The 18427-nt window shown below is 65.9% G+C and carries 20 protein-coding genes and 2 pseudogenes; 11 read left to right on the top strand and 11 right to left on the bottom strand.

Going from position 1 to position 18427, the window contains the following annotated elements:
- Positions 1-3: 3 nt before the first annotated feature.
- Positions 4-399, bottom strand: a complete 396-nt coding sequence (locus MA875_RS16230) for a YsnF/AvaK domain-containing protein (protein ID WP_248243294.1) — start codon at positions 397-399, stop codon at positions 4-6.
- Positions 400-880: 481 nt separating this feature from the next.
- Complete coding sequence (locus MA875_RS16235; protein WP_248243295.1) at positions 881-1180, bottom strand: hypothetical protein; 300 nt, start codon at positions 1178-1180, stop codon at positions 881-883.
- A 124-nt stretch (positions 1181-1304) separates the two neighbouring features.
- Between MA875_RS16235 and MA875_RS16240 the strand changes: the two are divergent.
- The 6 genes and pseudogenes from MA875_RS16240 to MA875_RS16265 all read left to right on the top strand — a co-directional run bounded on the left by MA875_RS16240 (position 1305) and on the right by MA875_RS16265 (position 5733).
- Positions 1305-2365 (top strand): annotated as a pseudogene (locus MA875_RS16240) (adenine-specific methyltransferase EcoRI family protein).
- Entirely contained in the window at positions 2362-3549 is a 1188-nt protein-coding gene (locus MA875_RS16245; protein ID WP_248243296.1) for a GmrSD restriction endonuclease domain-containing protein, read from the top strand. Before MA875_RS16240 ends, MA875_RS16245 begins: the two are co-directional and overlap by 4 nt.
- A 406-nt stretch (positions 3550-3955) precedes the next feature.
- On the top strand, positions 3956-4198 hold the full coding sequence (locus tag MA875_RS16250; RefSeq protein WP_248243297.1) for an antitoxin VbhA family protein: 243 nt from the start codon (positions 3956-3958) through the stop codon (positions 4196-4198).
- Positions 4146-5009, top strand: coding sequence for a Fic/DOC family protein (locus MA875_RS16255; RefSeq protein ID WP_248243298.1), 864 nt, complete (start codon positions 4146-4148; stop codon positions 5007-5009). The genes MA875_RS16250 and MA875_RS16255 overlap by 53 nt, the downstream gene beginning before the upstream one ends.
- Positions 5010-5011: 2 nt before the next feature.
- A complete protein-coding gene (locus MA875_RS16260) occupies positions 5012-5149 on the top strand; it encodes a hypothetical protein (RefSeq protein WP_248243299.1) in 138 nt (45 codons plus the stop codon).
- On the top strand, positions 5146-5733 hold the full coding sequence (locus MA875_RS16265; RefSeq protein WP_248243300.1) for a recombinase family protein: 588 nt from the start codon (positions 5146-5148) through the stop codon (positions 5731-5733). The genes MA875_RS16260 and MA875_RS16265 overlap by 4 nt, the downstream gene beginning before the upstream one ends.
- On the opposite strand, the gene MA875_RS16270 is transcribed toward MA875_RS16265, so the two are convergent.
- Both MA875_RS16270 and MA875_RS16275 read right to left on the bottom strand, forming a co-directional pair.
- Entirely contained in the window at positions 5714-5962 is a 249-nt protein-coding gene (locus MA875_RS16270) for a helix-turn-helix domain-containing protein (protein ID WP_248243301.1), read from the bottom strand. The genes MA875_RS16265 and MA875_RS16270 overlap by 20 nt on opposite strands.
- Positions 5963-6439: 477 nt before the next feature.
- Positions 6440-6811: a hypothetical protein gene (locus MA875_RS16275; protein ID WP_248243302.1), complete on the bottom strand. Its 372-nt coding sequence runs from the start codon at positions 6809-6811 to the stop codon at positions 6440-6442.
- A gap of 344 nt (positions 6812-7155) precedes the next feature.
- Here MA875_RS16275 and mobC point away from each other — a divergent pair, with 344 nt between their 5' ends.
- The 4 genes from mobC to MA875_RS17950 all read left to right on the top strand — a co-directional run bounded on the left by mobC (position 7156) and on the right by MA875_RS17950 (position 10386).
- Entirely contained in the window at positions 7156-7464 is a 309-nt protein-coding gene (mobC, locus tag MA875_RS16280) for a plasmid mobilization relaxosome protein MobC (RefSeq protein ID WP_248243303.1), read from the top strand.
- Positions 7464-9251, top strand: a complete 1788-nt coding sequence (locus MA875_RS16285; RefSeq protein WP_248243304.1) for a relaxase/mobilization nuclease domain-containing protein — start codon at positions 7464-7466, stop codon at positions 9249-9251. The genes mobC and MA875_RS16285 overlap by 1 nt, the downstream gene beginning before the upstream one ends.
- 15 nt (positions 9252-9266) lie before the next feature.
- A complete protein-coding gene (locus MA875_RS16290; protein ID WP_248243305.1) occupies positions 9267-10109 on the top strand; it encodes a hypothetical protein in 843 nt (280 codons plus the stop codon).
- 91 nt (positions 10110-10200) lie between these two features.
- On the top strand, positions 10201-10386 hold the full coding sequence (locus tag MA875_RS17950; RefSeq protein ID WP_372492606.1) for a DUF1016 N-terminal domain-containing protein: 186 nt from the start codon (positions 10201-10203) through the stop codon (positions 10384-10386).
- A gap of 83 nt (positions 10387-10469) precedes the next feature.
- On the opposite strand, the gene istB is transcribed toward MA875_RS17950, so the two are convergent.
- The 5 genes and pseudogenes from istB to MA875_RS16315 form a co-directional block, all read right to left on the bottom strand.
- Positions 10470-11261, bottom strand: a complete 792-nt coding sequence (gene istB, locus MA875_RS16295) for an IS21-like element helper ATPase IstB (RefSeq protein ID WP_248243306.1) — start codon at positions 11259-11261, stop codon at positions 10470-10472.
- Positions 11261-12467, bottom strand: a pseudogene (gene istA, locus MA875_RS16300) (IS21 family transposase). Before istA ends, istB begins: the two are co-directional and overlap by 1 nt.
- A 170-nt stretch (positions 12468-12637) precedes the next feature.
- Positions 12638-15220, bottom strand: coding sequence for a DEAD/DEAH box helicase (locus tag MA875_RS16305; protein ID WP_248243308.1), 2583 nt, complete (start codon positions 15218-15220; stop codon positions 12638-12640).
- A 51-nt stretch (positions 15221-15271) separates the two neighbouring features.
- Positions 15272-15820 (bottom strand): RES family NAD+ phosphorylase, encoded by a 549-nt coding sequence (locus MA875_RS16310; protein ID WP_248243309.1) that lies wholly within the window; start codon positions 15818-15820, stop codon positions 15272-15274.
- Positions 15817-16170, bottom strand: coding sequence for an antitoxin Xre/MbcA/ParS toxin-binding domain-containing protein (locus tag MA875_RS16315; protein WP_248243310.1), 354 nt, complete (start codon positions 16168-16170; stop codon positions 15817-15819). The genes MA875_RS16310 and MA875_RS16315 overlap by 4 nt, the downstream gene beginning before the upstream one ends.
- Before the next feature lie 73 nt (positions 16171-16243).
- Between MA875_RS16315 and MA875_RS16320 the strand changes: the two genes are divergently transcribed.
- Positions 16244-17398, top strand: coding sequence for a hypothetical protein (locus MA875_RS16320; protein ID WP_248243311.1), 1155 nt, complete (start codon positions 16244-16246; stop codon positions 17396-17398).
- Positions 17399-17429: 31 nt separating this feature from the next.
- Here the strand turns inward: MA875_RS16320 and MA875_RS16325 are convergent, their stop codons facing one another.
- Together MA875_RS16325 and MA875_RS16330 are read right to left on the bottom strand one after the other, a co-directional pair.
- Complete coding sequence (locus MA875_RS16325; protein WP_248243312.1) at positions 17430-17654, bottom strand: hypothetical protein; 225 nt, start codon at positions 17652-17654, stop codon at positions 17430-17432.
- Positions 17655-17871: 217 nt separating this feature from the next.
- On the bottom strand, positions 17872-18210 hold the full coding sequence (locus MA875_RS16330) for a hypothetical protein (RefSeq protein ID WP_248243313.1): 339 nt from the start codon (positions 18208-18210) through the stop codon (positions 17872-17874).
- Positions 18211-18427: the final 217 nt, after the last annotated feature.

Here is an 18427-nt window from a genome sequence, read left to right on the forward strand (position 1 = left end):
TCCTCACGGAAGATAAGGAGGGGGGAGCTTCACCACGTCGATGCGGTCGTGGCGGAGCTCTTCGCTGAAATGATGATCGGTGCTATCCACGCGGACGTCCACGGTCACCTTTTCTACGGGAACCACCTCGAGAGCGATGACCGGCTGCTCTTGCCTCAGGATCATCACGATCGGCAGGGGCGTGGGCGGTGCCACTGCGGGAGAGGGGGAGCCGTCTGCAGGGATGGGCGTGCGGGTGATCCGTAACTCCTCACGCCGCACATCGATGGTGATGGTGCGCCGATCAGTCACGATCACTTTCTCAATTCGCACCGTCTCCCTCGGGAAGGTCTCGATCCGGACGTGCAGGTGCTCTTCGAACCGGAGGACGCCCGGATCGTCCGCAGCACGCTCGTTCATCGTGGGCTGCGGCGGGTCTGGTCCCCGGACGAGCGTCCGCCGCGGCGCGAGCGGACGAACTTCATCGCGAGGGGAAGAAGGATCGGAAGGAAGCGGAAGAGCGAGCGCATTGGGGTGAGTCCTGTCAGTTGAGGGTGAGGCTGGCCCCACACCAGTTGGTGGGGCCAGCCTCAGTGACCGTGCAGAGTTGTCAGGCCCGCGGCGGCAGCGGGGGCCGCTGCGGCGACTGCTGCGACCGGGTGGCGCTCGGCGCCTGGTCGTGATCTGGGTCGCGACGTCGACCGGTCGCACCTGGATGCCTCCTACGGGCTCGCGACCCTGCCTGCCTGCCTGCCTGGTGCTGATGCTCCCGCTGGGGAAGCGCAGCGAGCGCAGCCGCATCGGCGTTTCGCTGCATCCAGTGCAACGACAAACGGGACTAATGCAACGAAACGACCCCAAGTGCAACGAGAACGCATTCCCGACAGCAGGCGGGCAGTAGCTACCGCCGGTTGCTCGTCGGCGGCCCGGTGTGCTTGATGTACTCCCACCAGGTGAACTCCACCGCGAGGCGCATCGCATCCTCCGGGAAGTACCCGATGAGCTGCCGCTCGGCAGGGTCACGATCGAACGTCACAGAGCGCAGCAGCCGGCGGCCGCGGACCTCGACGTAGCGAATGATCGCGATGCGCCGGCTCTTGTCGTACACGTACCAGACCCCCGGCTCGGGGGAGCGCTGCAACTGCGACATAGGCGACCAGTGCTGCACCACGACGGTGACCGTAAGGCCATCCCCCGACACCAGCGGGACGGGATGGGATAGGTAGCAACTCGGCGTCCAGACAGGTCGGGCGACTCCCGTCCGCAACCGGGGGCTCCCTGCCGTCCCCGGTAACGTGTCTGACTGAGACGTAGGGGAGTATCGGGTGGCAGACAATGGCAAGCGTGCGAGCCTGCAAGCTGCGAAGGGCGCGCGCAACGATGAGTTTTACACGCTGTGGGCGGACATCGAACGCGAGATGAACGCGTACCTCGAGTACAACCCTGATGTGTTCCGGGGCAAGACAGTACTGCTGCCGTGTGACGACCCGGAGTGGAGCAACTTCACTAAGTACTTCGCCGAGCAGTTCGAGTTCCTGGGGCTCAAGAAGCTCATCTCCACCTCGTACGCCCCCAACAGCAATCCCTTTGCTACCTCGTACACTCCGGCGCTGTTCGAGATGGAGGACCCCCGTTTCGACGAGACGAAGACTCGCGAGAACGGGAAGAAGTACGTGCTCGAAGCGAAAGACCTGAATGGGGATGGGCGGGTTGATCTCGACGACATGACGTGGGAATACCTCGAGGGGGACTGCGCGACGAGGCTGACCTCATCGTCACAAACCCGCCGTTCAGCCTGTTCCGTGAGTTCGTCGCGTGGCTGATGGCCGGCGATGTCCGGTTTTCGGTCATCGGTAACAGCAACGCGATCACGTACAAGGAGGTCTACCCACTGATCCAGGACAACGATCTGTGGCTGGGTGTGACCCGCGACGGTAACGGCTCGATGTGGTTCCGGATCCCCGACGACGCACCGATCAAAGCCACCGGCCAGAAGGTCGAAGACGGGGTTCGCTATCAGACGGTCGGAAACTCGGCCTGGTTCACCAACATCGACCACGGTCGACGTCACCAGCCGCTGCAGCTGATGTCCGAAGCGAAGAACATCCGGTACAGCAAGCACGCTCACGTCAAGGGCATCGGCTACGAGCGTTACGAGAATGAAGACGCGATTGAGGTTCCGCGGCTGGACGCCATCCCGAGCGACTACCCCGGGCTGATGGGTGTCCCGATCACCTTTCTGGGCAAGTACAACCCCGAGCAGTTTGAGATCGTGCGCTTCCGTTATGGCAGAGACGGCAAAGATCTACGCCTGCCCGGGGGAAAGTCCCCCTACTTCCGCGTTCTCGTTCGCCACCGCGCACCCCAGATCAGAGAGACAGCATGAAGACCGAGCTGAAGTTCATCAAGATCAGCGACCTCGTCACAGGTTTTCAGTACAGCGAGCTCGATGCGAAGGGTCTCTACGGCCTGTCGGGCACGCTGACGATTCAGCCGGAGTATCAGCGACACTTCGTGTACGGGAACACCCCGCGCGAGGGCGCCGTCATCGACTCGCTGCTAAAGGAGTACCCGATCGGACTGATCTACTTCACCGATGTGACCGCGGGCTTCAACGACGGCAAGCAGCATCTCGAGGTGCTCGACGGCCAGCAGCGCATCACCTCGATCGGTCGCTTCGTGACGAACAAGTTCGCGGTAAAGGTCGGTGGCCGCGAGCGGTACTTCTCGTCGCTGTCGGACACCGAGAAGGAACTGATCATGGACCGCGAGCTGCTGGTCTACGTGTGCGAGGGCACCGAGCCCGAGATAAAGGCCTGGTTCCAGACAATCAACACCGCAGGCGTCGAGCTGACCCGGCAGGAGCTGCGCAACGCCGCATACTCCGGTCCGTTCGTTACGCTCGCCAAGGCCGAGTTCTCGAACGCGCGGAACGCGCTGCAGCAGAAGTGGGCGAGCTTCGTCAAGGGCGACCCGCTCCGCCAGGAGGTCCTCGAGGTCGCGCTCAAGTGGGTCGCCGCATCCAAGGCCCAGGAGATCGACGACTATATGTCGCTGCATCGGCACGACACGACGATCGACGAGCTGCAGGCCTACTTCACAACGGTCATCGAGTGGGTCGAGACGACGTTCGGGGGGCGCACCGACTCAGAGATGAGAGGGCTGGCGTGGGCTGATTTGTACGAGCGCTTCGGCAACAACCCCTACAACGGTCGCGTCGTGAGCGCGCGCGTGGGCGAGCTGCTCAGCAGCGGTGCCGTGCATGACCGAAAGGGGGTGTACGAGTACGTCCTCGGCGGCGAGACGCAGCCGCGCTTGCTCAACATCCGCCTGTTCGAAGATAAGGACAAGAAGGTCAAGTACGCACAGCAGACGGCGGCGGCGGAGGCGGCCGGCACCTCGAACTGCCCGGCGTGCGTGTTCGCGGGCGACGCCAACGCGACGAAGATCTGGTCGCTGAAGGAGATGGACGCTGACCACGTCACGGCCTGGTCGAAGGGCGGCGCGACGGACATCAGCAATCTGACGATGCTGTGCACGACGCACAATCGTCAGAAGGGCAACCGCTAGAACGGCACGCTGAGGCATCCAGCGGTTTCGCCATCACTGCCGGCGCCGGCCAACGCGCTCCTTCGACAGATCGAGCGACCTAAGCTCTGAGCATGTTCGACGGCAACGATGATGTGTCCCACGCTCGTCGTCGACGATTTGAGAGGGAACACCTCTCGCTGGACGTGCCGAACTGTCCTGGGTGCCTCCACCCCATGATCCCCGCCACTGACGGCAGCGAGTGGGTGTGTGAGCGCTCGGTTTGTGTGGGCCGATAACGATCGATTCCGGCACGAGCGCCGAGCGCACCGCGGCGACGTCGACACGCCGTGCCGAAACCCTGTGCCGAAACCCTCTTGTGCCGAAACCTCCTATAGACCGTTTTCGGGATAAACGGTAGACTGTAGGGAGACGAAGGGAGCCCATCGTGGCTGAGACGTTCACCGTCGAGGAGCAGTGGCCGGAGCTGTTCGCGCAGCTCGACGAGACGCAGCGCGACAGCGTGCGCCAGGCCCTCGCCGCGGGATGGCACGAGGGGTTCACTCCGACCCGTGAGGACGTCGAGAACGTGACCGATTACGCCCGCGGGGCGATCGACCTCGCGGAGTACCGTCGACGTGGCCACGCTGCCGCTCGCCGCGCTGCCGGCGTCGTCGGCGCCGGCCGCTGACGTGGCGTCCCGGTTCGATAGCTGGGAGTCGTACTTTTACCCCGACACGATCGACCCGCTGACGGGGATCGGGACGCTCCGCAACCTCTACGACGAGCGCGACGCTCAGGTGCTGGCTCGGATGGAGTACACCGACACGACCGTGCGGGCCGTGCAGCTCGGCAACGGCGAGGCCGACGTGCCGCGAACGTACGACGGGGCGCACCTACGCGCGATCCACGGGCACCTGTTTCAAGACGTCTACGAGTGGGCGGGGGAGTACCGCACCGTGAACATGTCGAAGGGTCCGGGGCGAGGCTTTGGTGACGTCAAGACGGGCGAGGTCGACCGGTATCTGTCGGACGTGCAGCAGCTCGTCACGTCAGCGGACTGGGGCAAGCTCAGCCGGAACGATTTCATCGCGACCGCCTCGACCGTGTTCGCGTACGTCAACCAGGCTCACCCGTTCCGGGAGGGCAACGGACGCACGTCGAAGGTGTTCATGGCGCACGTGGCCGAGCAGTCGCCGTACCGGTTCGACTTCGCCCGCGTGAGCCCGGAGCGGTGGAACGCGGGATCGGCGCTGAGCCGCCCTGACCTGTACGCGTACGCGCCCGACCCGACGTCGCTCGTGCCGGTGTTCGCCGCGGTGACCGTCGAGCGCAGCGCACCGCAGGTAAGCTCCGATCGGGCCGCTCAGGTGCGTTCCGCGCTGAGCGCGTCGTACCCGCGTTCCGCGGCCGACGCGACGAGGCAGACCCCGCAGCAGGGCACCCAGGCCCGCCGGGGCACCGCCGGCTATCGCTCCGACCGGGGGAGCGGTCGGGAGTGAAGATGACTGAGCCCGAGCGCGCGCAGACAGCATCCGACGTGAAGCGATCGCGCACGCGCGGGGAGGGCACCCCGGTCTATGACCAGCTCGCCGCCGAGCAGGAGCGGCGGGCACGAGAGCAGCAGGAGGTTGAGGGATGACGAACGTCGTCGGCTACGCCCGTGTGTCTAAGCGGGAGCAGAACCCCGCCGCCCAGGAGGCCGAGTTGCGCGCGGCTGGCGCTTCTCGTGTGTTCGTCGACCAAGGCGAGTCCAGCCGCATCGCAGACCGTCCCCAGTGGCGCGCGTGCCTTGACTACCTCCGGAAGGGCGACACCCTTCTGGTGCGCCGCCTCGACCGGCTGGGAGGCACGGAGCGGATCATCATCGAGACGCTGCACGACCTCGACCGACGAGGAGTGAACATCAAGAGCCTGACGGAGCCGATGATCGACACTACGACCCCGATGGGCCGTGCGCTGTTCGGGATGGTCGCCGTGTTCGCGCAGCTGCGCGTCGACACGATCCGGGAGAACACGATGCGCGGCCTCGCCCACGCCAAGGCGCAGGGGCGGGTCGGTGGACGGCCGTCGAAGATGACGCCGGAGAAGATCGCACAGGCGCAGCGGATGCGTGCCGAGAATCGCAGCCTCGACCACATCGCCGCGGTGCTCAGCGTCGGCAAGTCGACTGTTGCCCGAGCGCTGAGCAGGGCGGATCAGGAACTCACTCAGACGCAGCGGTAGCGTCGCTCTGGTCATCGCGGAGCAGGACGCCCGGGGCGACGTCGAGGGCGGCGGCTATCGCGTTCAGCTCGTCGACGGTGAGGCCCGCCGGCTTGGTCAGGTGTAGCCGCCGGGTGAGCGTGCGCAGCTTGATCCCGGTCGCGTCCGACAACCACTCGACCGTCAGGCCGCGAGTGTCGAGCGCGCGCCGGATGCGCTGTGCGACCTCCACGGCGATAGAGCGCGTCATCGTCCGTCGCCCCCCGTCTCGTCCTCGCGAGTGAGTGTGTCGATCACCGTCACGACGTCGCTCCCTGGCACCGTCACGGATGCCGCGAGCCGGTAGCCGGAGCGCCCGCAATCGTAGAGCTGTTGGTCACGCTCGCTCACGTTCCGCAGGAGCCGGCCGCGCTCATCGTCCGACGTCGGCAGTGTCGTTGTGAGCGTTGCGAAACTCACGGGTCCACTCATCGCTCGATACCGTTCTCCTTGTTGTGTGTCCGGTGAAAGTTGGAAGTTCGGCGGTACGCCGAGCTGCCGGCTTTCTCGGAACACTTGCCGCCTTGCACGCAGCGGAGAGCCGGTCAAGGGGAGCCCGCAGGGCTCTCCCGAAGGGACGCGAAGCGCCCTTGACGGGCTCGGGAGCGGAGTGCAACCCCGCAACGCGGGGACACACGAAAGCCCCCACGCCGCACAGCGGGACGTGGGGCCGGAACCGTGCGCGCGATCACCCCTCCGTAGAAGCCTCCGACTGCGATTCGTCAGCCGCCGCGGGTGCCGAGCTAGCCGCCGGCTTGCGCGTCGACCGACGCCGCGTGCGCGCCTTCTTATCGGGCTCAGAGAACCCGATCTTGCGCAGCTCGTCCGCAGACCATCCGGCACTGAGAGCGGCCGAATAGGCGCGCACGTCCTCGCGCTCGGCGGTCGCGATCCGCTCAGCGATCCGCGCCTGTAGATCAGCCAGCTCGCGCGCCGTCTCGTCGCGCACATCGGTCAGCTCTTGCCGCGCCTCCGCGACGGTACGAACCGCTGTCAGGCGGTCATCCTGTAGACGCCGTGCGCGCTCGATTGCTTCCTCTGGTGTCAGTTGCGTAGCCATGCACTCATCGTACGAAGCGCAGCGCCGCACGTCGACGCCTGTCGACACATCAAAAGCACGCCGAGGCGAAGCCCCGACCACTCCCGTCTGTCGACGTGAGCGAAGCCGAATGGAGTCTGAGACGGAGCAAGCTATACATTTAGCTGGGCTAACTGGGCCTTTCCTCTCGACAGTCTTCGACGGGTGCGGCACACTGGACGTGTGGTCCCCGCACGGGGCGGGGTCGCTGCGCTGGGCGGGGAGGAGGGGATCGCATGTCAGACGAGACGGCAACCGAGCCCCGAACAGAGCGGCGTCGGCGTGCGAATGCCCCCGGAGGACGGCAGCACAAGCACGAAGTGAAGGTGACGGCCGAGGAGGAGGGCCGGCTGCTGCGCCTCGCGCTCGCTCAGCGGGTGACCATCCCGCGTCTGCTGGTCGAGACGACGCTCGCATCCGAGACGGGGGAGACGGTCACAGAGCGGCGCAACGCGATCGGGAAGCTGTTCGAGCTACACCGGCTGTTGGCCGCCGTGTCGAACAACGTCAACCAGATCGCGAAGGCCACGAATGCGACCGGTCAACGGCAGGCAGAGACGGACGCCACACTCGCCGCGGTGCGACGTGTCGCGGAGCGCATCGACGCGGCCGTGGACGAGCTGAGCCTGTCATGATGCCGAACGTCACACGCGGGGATCGGATGGCCGGCCTGGTGTCCTACCTCGTCGGTGGCGGTCGCCACAATGAGCACACGGAGCCGCACCTGGTGGCCGGCGATCACGCGCTGATGGCGTGGTACGACGATGCCGAGTTGAGCGGCGAGAATGCGAAGGCGATCGCGCGGCACCTGGACCGGCCGCGCACCGCTATGGGCGTCGACGTGAAGGGCGGGCACGTGTGGCACGCCTCGCTGTCGCTGCGCGCCGAGGAGGGCATCCGTACCGATCAGGAGTGGGCCGCGATCGCGCAGGACTTTGTGTCCGCGATGGGGTTCGACGACAACGACGGAACCAAGTCCCCGTGCCGTTGGGTCGCGATCCGCCACGGCCTCTCGCAGGCCGGGAACGACCACGTGCACATCGCCGTGAACCTCGTCCGCGAGGACGGCACCAAAGCATCGACACACCTGGACTACCAGCGCGCGCAGAACGCCGCACGAGCCCTCGAAGTGAAGTACGGCCTGGAGCAGTTGGAGTCGACGAAGGGTGAGCGCGCGACGCGCGGCTACAGCCCCGCGGAGCAGGCGCGCGTCGAGGAGCGATCGGCGCTCATGGCGCAGCGCAAGTACGAACAGCACGCGGCGCGCATCGGGGGAGAGCAGCCCGAATGGCACCGTCTCGACCCGAGAGAGCGACAGGCGCGCATCACGGCTGAGGTGCGACTGAACGCACCCCGCAACGACCTCGCGCGCAGCGTGCGAGCAGCGGCCGGCGCGAGCGAGAACGAAGCCGAGTTTGTGCGCCGGTTACGCCGCTCGGGCGTCCTCGTGCGGCCGCGGTTTGCCGAAGGCACCACGGACGTCATCACCGGCTACTCGGTGGCAAGCCGGCCCTCCAACGGCGAACGTCCGATCTGGTACGGCGGCGGCCAGATGGGCCGCGACCTCACCCTGCCGAGGCTCCGCGAAGGATGGCCCGACACCGCGGCGGGAGCGACCGACGCGGCCGCCGAGTGGCAGGCAGCGAAGCGCGGCCGCCGGCCCGTTGCGCCGGGTCGCGAGATGCGCGAACCAGACCCCGAGCTGTGGCATCGGCACACCGAGGAAGTCGCGGAGCTCCGCGAGCAATTGCGCGCCGTCCCGCTCGACGACCGCGACACCTGGTCGACCGTCGCACGGCAGACCGCAGGCGCGTTCGCGGCATGGTCGAACGCCGTCGAGGAGACGCCGGGCGACCTGGCCGAAGCATCCGACGCACTGGCGAAGTCGGCGCAGACCTACCGTCGACCGGTGAAGCCGCAACGCGCCGGCCGGGTCGCCATGTCGGGCGCGACGATGCTCCTCGCCAGCGTCGCGCGAGGCGGCCAAGGGACGGCGGCGCAGCTGGCACTCCTGCGCCAGCTCATGAACCTCTCCCAGGCCGTCTACGACGCCGCCAAAGCAGCGGGAGAAGCGCGCCAGGCGGCGAACGTCGCCACCGCCGTGCGCGAGCGCGTGATGAACGTCCGCCGCCAGCTCGAAGCGGCCCCCGTGGCCGCGCCGACGTCGACCACCACGTCGCCCACCACGTCGCCCACCACGTCGACCGCCACGGCGACCGCCACGGCGACCGCCACGGCGACCGCACCGAAGGTTGACCGCGCCGCGATCGTCGACGCATCGGTGCAGGAAGCGCTCGAGCGGATGCAGCGCGCGGAAGAGAACCGCAGCAAGACCACCGGCTCGCCGGTCCCGCCCCAGGTGGAGCCCGCGCGGCCGCGCACCACGACGAAGCCGGGCGCGGATCGCGGCCCGGAGCGATAAGGAAGGACCCTGTTCATGGCCGAGGAAAGCGACGGCATCCAGGAGGCATTCGACGGGCAGCTCCGCATCGCCGTCACCGCGGCGGGGCGGATCGGTGAAGCTCTCGCACGCGCCCGCGAGGACGCAGCACGACGAGCACAGGCGCACAGCGAGCAGGAAGCCCGCGAGCTGTCGTCACGGTTCGAGGCAGAGAAGCGCGCAGCTCGCGTTGAGCTGGGAGGTGTCTACCGCTCCGACTGGTGGGACCGAGCCACACCGGAGCAGATCGGCGGCGCGCTCACCACGGCGCGTGCGTGGGGATCGGAAGACCCCGAAGCCGTGCGCGCGGAAGGCCGCATCCGCGACGAGCTCCGCACCCGGTACGGCGTCGACGTGAACAACACCGGCGCCGACCCGGCGGCCGTGCAGGCCGCGGTCGAGGCGGAGCAGCAGCGCCGGCAGTCGGACACCGAGCGGCAGCGCAGCGCCACCGAGCAGGCCGAGGCGGTCGCCCTCTCGCGCCAGGCCGACGCGGCCGACCGCGCAGCCGAGGCGGCGCGCACGAGCGCCGACGTCGCCCCCGGCGAAGGTGAGCGGGAGCAGGCACAGGTGCAGGCCGAGCGGGAGCAGAACCGCGCCGACGCGACCCGCGAGAAGGCCGAGCCGCTGTACGACTCCGCGGAACGTCGAGAAAGGGACGCCAGCGACCTCCAGCGCCGTGGTGTGGGGGAGGACGCTATCAGCGCGAAGATGGCGGCCGATGTCAGCCAGGGCAAGCCCGCCACCGCGGCGGTGCAGGCGCAGCAGCGTCAGAGCGTAAAGGCTCGGCCGAACCGGTCGCGATCGCCCCGGATGGAACGCACCGAGCTCGGTCGCTGATCCAGGAAGGCTTCCCGCATACGGTTGAACTCGTGACGACAGACCTCGTGCCCGACGATTACGCCGCCACGCTCGAAAACCTCAAGAAGCAGTGACACGGCGCGCGCCTGCGTGTGCAGCGAAAGGCAACAATGAGCTGTTACAGCTGTGGTGGCGCATCGGTCAGGTCATCCGCATCCGACGCACCCAGGAAGCGTGGGGTACCAGTGTGATTGCGCGGCTCGCGCGAGATTTGCGCGATGAGTTCCCCACCATGAAGGGCTTCTCGCTTTTTTGAACCAAGTCGGGTTGGCTGTCGACGACGGTTGAAGAACCGGCCAAAACGACGGGCGAAAACTAGGCCACCTGGTTGTCGTTTGCTCAGTCTGCCGGATCCTGCGTCTTGATGCTCGGGAGGCTGTCGATCCCGCGTCCGCGGAGCCGATAGCTGGCGCCCTTGAGGGTGAGCACGTCGGCGTGGTGGACGATGCGGTCGATCATCGCGGCAGCGACGGCTTGGTCCCCGAAGACCCCGCCCCAGCCAGAGAACGGCAGGTTGCTGGTGAGGATCAGTGATGCGTGTTCGTAGCGAGACGACACGAGCTGGAAGAAGAGGTTCGCGGCGTCTTGCTCGAACGGGAGGTAGCCGACCTCGTCGACGATGATCAGTCCGTAGCGGCGGAGCCGTGCGAGCTCACGAGGCAGGTTGCCTTGCCGGTGCGCGTCGGTGAGGCGAGTGACCCAGTCCGTGGCGGTGGCGAACAGCACCCGGTGCCCGTGCCTCGCGGCGACGATCCCGAGCGCGGTGGCCAGATGCGTTTTGCCGGTTCCGGGTGGGCCGAGCAGCACGACGTTCTGCGCTTCGAGGAGGAACCCGCCGGAGGCGAGGCCTGCGATCTGTTGGCGGGCGGTGGGTTGCGCGTCCCAGTCGAAGTCCTCGAGCGTCTTGCGGGCGGGGAACCCGGCGGCTTTGATCCGCAGCTCCGCGCCCGAGGCGTTCCGCGCGGAGACTTCGCGTTCGAGCACGGCGGCGAGGTAGTCCTCGAATGACCAGCCGGCGTCGCGGGCTTGGTCGGCCATCCGGGCGGCGGCTTCGGTGATCCGCGGCGCTTTGAGCGCGCCGGCGAGATAGGTGATCTGTTTGATCGACTCGGTCGTCTTCAAGGTGCCCATCAGGCGACTCCTTCGATCCCGAATGCCCGGTCGTAGTCGGCGAGATCCCTCGTCAGGCCCGTGTCGACGGCCGCTGGTCGCGGTTGTTGGAACTGTTGCCGCAGGAGCTTCGCGGTCTCGCGGTGGGCAGGATCGGTGACGACAGCGCCGCGCGCCCAGATGCGGCGATGGTCGGCAACGATCCGACCATCCAGTCGCACCCGGACCCGGTCAAGGTCCGCGGTCACGTCGACCATCCGGCCGATCGCTTGAGGGTCGACGGAGTAGTCGCTGGCGTCGAGCCGCACGTAGTAATCCCGTCCGAGACGCACTCGTTCCCGCCAGCCCAGCTGCAGCGGGACCGGTGGCAACGGCAGCATCCGGGACCGGTCGTGCTCGATCAGATCGATCGTCCGGGCCTTGATCGTCCGCACCACCCGGGCGTTCGCTCGCTCCAGCCAGTCCGCCAGCTGCATGTTGAAGTCAGTGGGTGAGGTGAAGGTGCGGCCGGGCATGAAGGAGGCCTCCATCCACCCGTTGCGACGCTCCACGATGCCCTTCGATTCCGGATCGTAGGGCCGCAGCTGCACCACCTTCGTCGCGAGGGTCCCGGCGAACGCGGACACGCCCTGCGCGAGCCGACCCTTCTGACCGATGCCCGGTTCGTTGTCCCAGATCAGCCGCCGCGGCACCGCCCGGAGTTGCTGGATTAGCTCCCACGACCCCAGCAGCAGGTCCTCGGTCTTCCGAGTCGGGATCATCCTCGCCGTCACGAACCGGGAGTGCGCCGCGACGATCACCAGCACCGGCAGCAGCACGCTGTTGCCGTCCTCGAGCGGGATCTTCCGCGGCGGGAACCACAGATCGCACTGCGCTGCGTCACCCGCTGCCCACGTCAACCGGTCGGCCGGGTCCACCGGGCGATGCTCCGGCCGCAACCGCCGCACGTTCTCCCGGAACCAGGTGATCGACCCCGACCACTCCACGCGCTCGGCGATCACCGTCGCCGGCATCGACGGGTGCTCGGCCAGCAGCGCCCGCACCCGCGCCTCAATACGGCGAGAACGACGTCTCCTGCGGCCTTCGCTGGTACTTCGGCGGCCGATCCGACCGCACCGCCGCAGCCACCGTGTCCCTCGCGATACCGAGGTCCCTCGCGACCTGGCGCTGCGGAACCCCGTCCGCGACCAGCCGCCTGATCAACGCCCAATCTTCCAAGGAGATCACCCACCCAATCTGGTCTGGGTGGCCTAGTTTTCAAGCGTTGTTTTGGCCGGGTTCTCGAACGTCGCCGACATTGGCGCAGGCTTCGCGGCGCAAGTCATAGCTGAGAGTGATCTGGCGCGAAGCCCGCGGCCGTGCGCCGTTGGCTGGAAGACATGTGCGAAGCATCTGAATCAGGCGGGTATCTCGCCGATGGGGGTGGCGGTAAGGCGTTCAAAGAGCCGACTGGGGAGAACGTCGAATCCCGCCATCGTGTCTCCGACGAGCTCTCGAAGCTGGTCCCGGTTGAGTCCGGCTTGTCGGGCCAGCATGGTGGACCATGCGGATGCAGCATCGTGCGCGATCTGACGCAGCAAGTCCGGATGAGCAAGATGCACGTCTGCGTGTGCGATGGAGATGCCGTCGTCGTGGACGTCGTCACGTGGCGAGATGATGACACTGGCGCTGATTGCCGGTTGAGGAACCGAACGGTCTCCGGCGAGCAGCCCCAGTTGCGCGTTAGCTTGGCGAACGTCGTCGAGTCCGACGACGCCGTGGGGTTGATGCTCACTCTTTGCTTCGAGCGCGAGCCACTGGTTGTTATCGAAGCACCACGCCGAGTCGCAGTTGCCGTGTGCGGTCGGCTTGTAGGCGTCTGCCCCAAGAAGCTTTCCAAGCTCAGTCAACGCCGCCTCGTATGGTCCGGCCGAGGTCTGGGCGAGGCCTGCATGAATCTCGCCGAACTGCCGATTAATGGTCGCGTCCCTGACGCCTGAGAGGAGGCGAGCGGTCAGAGCTTGGACGGCGACGGAGTCAGCCGGTGTGAGTGGGAGACGCGGCACGGCGGGCAACGGCGCCATCTCGCGAACCCACGACCCCATTCCCATGATGGCTTCCGCCTCGCGGATCAGCGCCTGCGCGGCCGCTCGTGCAGTCGCATCACCCGCGTCCTGCCCTGCCTGATCGGTCCAGGTGGCTTGCAGGTAGGTCCAGAACGATCTGTAGCCGTCCGTGACGTTTCCTGCTCGGCTGAGCAGCTCGGCGATCTCGTGAGCGAGACGAGCGGCCTCTGGCCAGTTTCCGGTATGTGCTTCGCTCCACGCTTCGATCTCGAGGTCGACGATGGCGGCCAGCGAGCTCGCGGCAGGAGGTGACTGCCGGGTCATCTCCCGCCTGTAGCTCACCAGAGAGGGCTCGGCCTCCGTGCGCCAGAGATCATTGGTGTCTTGGCCGAGGAACAGGTCGATGTTGCCGAGAACGTTTTGTTGGGGCTGATCCTGTGAGTTCTCTCGCCCGAACTTCAGTTCGGCCTGCAGCTCAGGGTCGAGCGCGCGTGTGATCTCCGGACGGCCGAGGTATCGCGACAGTTCCGCATCGAGGATAAGAACGATCGCCGTGTCTTGCGGGCTCCGCGTGCAGCGACCAGCGCCTTGGACGATGCGTGTGCGAACCCGCTCTGCGAATACCGCGTCCGCGTGGGCGCGCGACGCGAGAAACCGTTCCTGCAGGTTGTTCTGATTGGGCAGGCCGTTCAACGCGATCAGCTGACACGCCTTGCCCGGGAGATCGAGACCGTCATAGCGAGAGGCCAAACCGCAGGTGGCGTGGGGCAGGTCGGCGAATGGCTTCATGCCGTCACGAACCTCGTTGATGGTCAGCACCGGCCAGCCCGGCTGCGCAAGTGCTTCAGCGGTCTGCTGCGCGCGATCGTGTTGCGGGGCCAACACCAGGGCCTTTCCGGCCTTGGCGACGATCTGCCGAGCGAGGCCTTCGGGATCGCTTCCTTGCGCAGCACGCGGGAACACGAAGAACCTGCGTCCGTAGCGGGGCGGCGTGCTGCCCTCTTCCAGCGCGAGCCGAGCGATCGATGGCCGACCGAACGCGCGTTCCAGCTCGCCCGCCTCTCCGAGAGTCGCGGAAAGGTAGAGGCGCTGACGGGCGCCGCTGAACAGCGGATTCTGGTGCGTGGGCGGGAGATAGGGGCGAATGAGAATCGTGGAATACGAAACGTAAACGAGGCATGACGCGAGACCTTCTCGAATCATTGCGAAGTTGAACCGTTGCGACCCGTCGATGCCGTTCAGCGCCGTCTTCACCTGCGACACCATGTCGCCTTGACGAAGCGGAACCACCAAGCGGACCGAGTCTGAGAAGCCGGGATCGGCGGTTGCTGCTCGTAGGCGTTCAACAAACACACCATCAAGCGCCGGTGCGACCGCCGCCAGCATCGCGTCGTAGGCGCTACGGTCCTGCCATCGCGACAGTGTGACCGCGTATGCATCGCCCACGTATTGCTCGCCGGCGTGAGCGTCATCGAACACAATCAGGTCGGCGTCGACTAGCGCAGGATGAGAGTTGAAGATAGAGCTGTAGGACGTGACGGCGATCGCCTCAGCGGCTTCATATGCGTGGTGAGCTGGCTCTGGCCACGAGTGATGGGAGCCGATCAGCAGCGCCGTGTCGATGCCTTCCGGATAAGCGGACGCCGCGACCTGTCGTGCGAGCTGCTTGGTCGGGCAGGCATAGACGACACGGGCGGTGCGGGTACGCCGGGTCCATTCCGCGATGAGCAGACCAGTCAGGGTCTTGCCCGTGCCCGTCGGCAGCTCCAGAGCGACGTCAGCAGACTTGCGGTGCTTCTTGGTGTATTCACGCAGGATGTCCGCTTGATGCGACCAAAGTCCAGAGACCGCTCCCGTGCGTCGCGGCAGATCCCTGTAAAGGTCCTCGGGTGTGGCGTAGCTAGTCGATTGCACCGGGTTGTGGACGAATGGCAAGGTCTCTCCTGCTCGATGGGGGTCTGTTGCGCGACTCGTCCGGAACGTTCTTCAACGCAGGCGGCCGTACATCTCCGGGGTCAGCGACTCACTTCCCGAAACGGTGAGAAACGCGCTCGCACGGGTCTCGAACGCGGCAAGCACATATCCGTTTCCGGTCGCCGATGGTGCAAGCACGCCCGCGTGTCCGAGGAACCAGGCGGCGTTGCCAACGCTTTGGCAAGCCGTCCAATCAGGGTCTTCGATGTCTGCGCGAGTGAGCCCGACGTGCGCAAGTGCTTCGTCGGTGCGGAGGTCGATGATGGGGATGTCAGCAACGTCGATCGTGTGCAGGAGATAGGCGGCCCGCAGCATGACTTCGGGTGTGGTGCCTTGACTGTGCGCCATCCGCTCCACCTCACCCATGCACGCGGAGAGGGGGGTGGCCAGGTAGACAGTGGCAAAGATGTCTTTCGGATTCCAACGCCCGCCAAACAGTCGGGCACCAGCACCGGACAATGGATCTCGATTAGCGGTGGTATATCGATGAGTCACCCCTGTCCAGCGGGCGTGACCGAGCTGGTCGACCCGCTGGACGAGATCCTCATCGAGCCCAGTCAAACGACCACACCTTCAGCGATCGCCTCAATGAGATTCAGCACATCGCGGTAGCCGCCGGCATGGATACGGTCGGCGGGTGTGTCGTGATCCAGCAATCGATTGGGCGCGAACATCCACACGTTCGCATGATCAGTCGGCATGATCTCGGTCACGGCCTGCGCGACATACGCAAGCTCCAGGAGGCGCTGCTTGTTCAGCTTCTGCGGAACTACATCACCGCTGGACCAGCGGGCAACGGAACGCGCCGACGCGTCCACAATGCCGCCTACCTCCTCCTGGGTAAGCCCCAGTTGGTCAATGATGGTCGTCACCTTCAGAGCTAGCGCCCCGCGTTCAGCGGTTGCACTCATGGCGTGTCCTCACTCTGTCGTCTACTGTGTCTCATAGTATGTCACCGAGTTTGGCGTCGGAAGGGGCATCGCGGTGAGTGTCGAGTTTCAGCTAGATCACCAGGACCATTACAAGGTCGAGGACTTCCTGTCCCGCGCGCATGCGGGGGTTGGGGCGATCACGCTGCACGCTAAGAGGGCGAAGTATCAGCAGGGGGCAGCTGACGCCGCAGTGGCTGCTGGCCTCGAGGTCCTGTACGACCCGCGCACGGAACGCCTTGACTCGCCGGGTCTCACCACTTTGGACGGGCTGCCCGGGTACCACGGCGAGCCGTATGACCTCGGCCGCTTGGCCGCCGACCTATCCAGTCGGCAGCGCCTCGTCGCCGAGGTTATCGAAGCCCACCCTGACTTCGTCACCGTAGTCACACCGCCACACTTCATGGTCCGTGATGACCGCACCGCGCAGCTCAATCTCGCCCTTGCCGAGGCCGCCGCCCTCACCACCGACAAGCCGGTACGGCCAGTGCTGACGCTAAGAGCTCGGATCAACCCTGAGATGGCTGCAGGCCTGGCACGCGACTACGCCGCGGCAGGGTTCGGGGCCGTCGACCTACGGTTCACCCCGCTGGGTAGCGAGAACGACAGCATCCTGAAGATCCGGTCGGTATTTCGCATCGCCGACATGTTCCGGGACGCTGGCATGCGAGTGATCCTCGGACGCTCTGGCAACGTCGGCCGGGCAGGTTTTGCGCTGGGCCACGTCGACGGGTTCTCGGTCGGTGTGGGGCAGATGGAGCACGTCAACCACGCGGTGGACGTCTCCCGACAGAACCGGCCGCCGAAGCTCGATGAGAACGGAAACCGTGTCGGGGGAGGGGTGTGGCAGGGGGTGTATCTGCCCGGAATCGCCGCAACACTTAGCATGGCTCGAGCGAAGGCCCTCCTCGAGCACAGCGACATCCGCACCCGTCTGGGCTGCCGCATCGACGCGTGTGGCCGCTCGCTGCTTGGCCCCGTCGACGACTACCGCAGCCACTACATGCACGCCCGGGCATCAGAGGTGGCCGCACTCATATCCACCCCCGAACCGTGGCGGGCCAAGCGTGAGACCGATCGACTGCGTCGCGCCATCGAACTTAGAGAACTTGTCAACAGCGGCTACAGGTCCCACGGGGATCCCGAACTGAAAACGCGCACGCTGCGAAGCCTCGTGGACGGCATCGAGGAGGAACGAGCCGTCGCCTGACAGTCGGCAGCATTGAGCCGACGGATTCCCCCTACAGTTTCACCTTGGCGAGTTCGGCGCCCGATCCATCAAGCAGCGCCTCTGTGATCTGACGCTGCATCTCGACGAGTCGGTCAACTGCGCCTACCAGGTCGAATAGTGCCTCGTACACATCGTTCTCGCGGTCTGCTGCGGCGGTGTGCTTCGGCTGATCAAGCAGTGTGTCAAGGCGTTGCGTCGTCTCGCTGGCGTCGTCCATGAGCTTGGTGTTGATCACGCGGGCATCTTTTCGGGCCACAGCTCATTGTTTCAGCAGTCGTCGGTGCCAACAGGAGTGGGCGGCATCAGGGCGCCCACTTTTCGTCCGCCCCGACTAGAGGGCTCCTGATCGGCGCTTTTGACATGAGAGACACCATCGGTTGCGTATCCAGGTGCCCGAGCCAAATTAGTGTGTCCGTCAACTCCGTCCACGAACTCACTATGACCGAGTTTGGCTACAGCTGGGGGCAAGCCTGAATGAGCACGTTCCATTCATCTTCCGAGACGCTCGTCTCGATAAAGGCGTAGGCGCTCCAAGGGTTCCCTTGCCTATACCCGTCGGCGAATGTTTGAAGAGACGGTAGTTGCGGTATCTCGTGGCCACGTGCTCGGAGACAATCTGCGGTCTCTTCCTCATGGCTATAGAACTCAGCCAGCCGTTCATCCGTCAGGGTCGGCGGCTCAATTTGGTCGGCACCCGTCTCTCGCATGCATTCCTCGTTGTCGGCTTGGTATTGCTCCACCTGAGCCGAGGGCAAGTTGTCCACGCCGTAGCCCTGTTCATCGGCAGTCACGTCCCACCCTTTGCCGAGTAGACAGTCCACCAGGCTGCCACGAACGTCCGTCTCCAGCTGCTGTATCTCACGAAGAGACATATCGTCGGTGTCAGCCGGCGGCGCCGACGAGCATCCCGACAACGCTGGTAGCAGGGCGAAAGCGAATCCGAAAGCGATCGCCCTTTGGAGCCTCATTGTTAGTAGTCGCACGAGTGCCGAGGCGATCCAATTACAT

The organism is Microbacterium kunmingense, assembly GCF_023155745.1.
Taxonomy (GTDB): domain Bacteria; phylum Actinomycetota; class Actinomycetes; order Actinomycetales; family Microbacteriaceae; genus Microbacterium; species Microbacterium kunmingense.

Coding starts and splice junctions, on each gene's coding strand:
- istB (WP_248243306.1), bottom strand. CDS start 11,261: ATGGGCACCTTGAAGACGACCGAGTCGATCAAACAGATCACCTATCTC.
- MA875_RS16260 (WP_248243299.1), top strand. CDS start 5,012: ATGACTGAGCCCGAGCGCGCGCAGACAGCATCCGACGTGAAGCGATCG.
- MA875_RS16270 (WP_248243301.1), bottom strand. CDS start 5,962: ATGACGCGCTCTATCGCCGTGGAGGTCGCACAGCGCATCCGGCGCGCG.
- MA875_RS16245 (WP_248243296.1), top strand. CDS start 2,362: ATGAAGACCGAGCTGAAGTTCATCAAGATCAGCGACCTCGTCACAGGT.
- MA875_RS16290 (WP_248243305.1), top strand. CDS start 9,267: ATGGCCGAGGAAAGCGACGGCATCCAGGAGGCATTCGACGGGCAGCTC.
- MA875_RS16285 (WP_248243304.1), top strand. CDS start 7,464: ATGCCGAACGTCACACGCGGGGATCGGATGGCCGGCCTGGTGTCCTAC.
- MA875_RS16315 (WP_248243310.1), bottom strand. CDS start 16,170: ATGAGTGCAACCGCTGAACGCGGGGCGCTAGCTCTGAAGGTGACGACC.
- MA875_RS16265 (WP_248243300.1), top strand. CDS start 5,146: ATGACGAACGTCGTCGGCTACGCCCGTGTGTCTAAGCGGGAGCAGAAC.
- MA875_RS16230 (WP_248243294.1), bottom strand. CDS start 399: ATGAACGAGCGTGCTGCGGACGATCCGGGCGTCCTCCGGTTCGAAGAG.
- MA875_RS16275 (WP_248243302.1), bottom strand. CDS start 6,811: ATGGCTACGCAACTGACACCAGAGGAAGCAATCGAGCGCGCACGGCGT.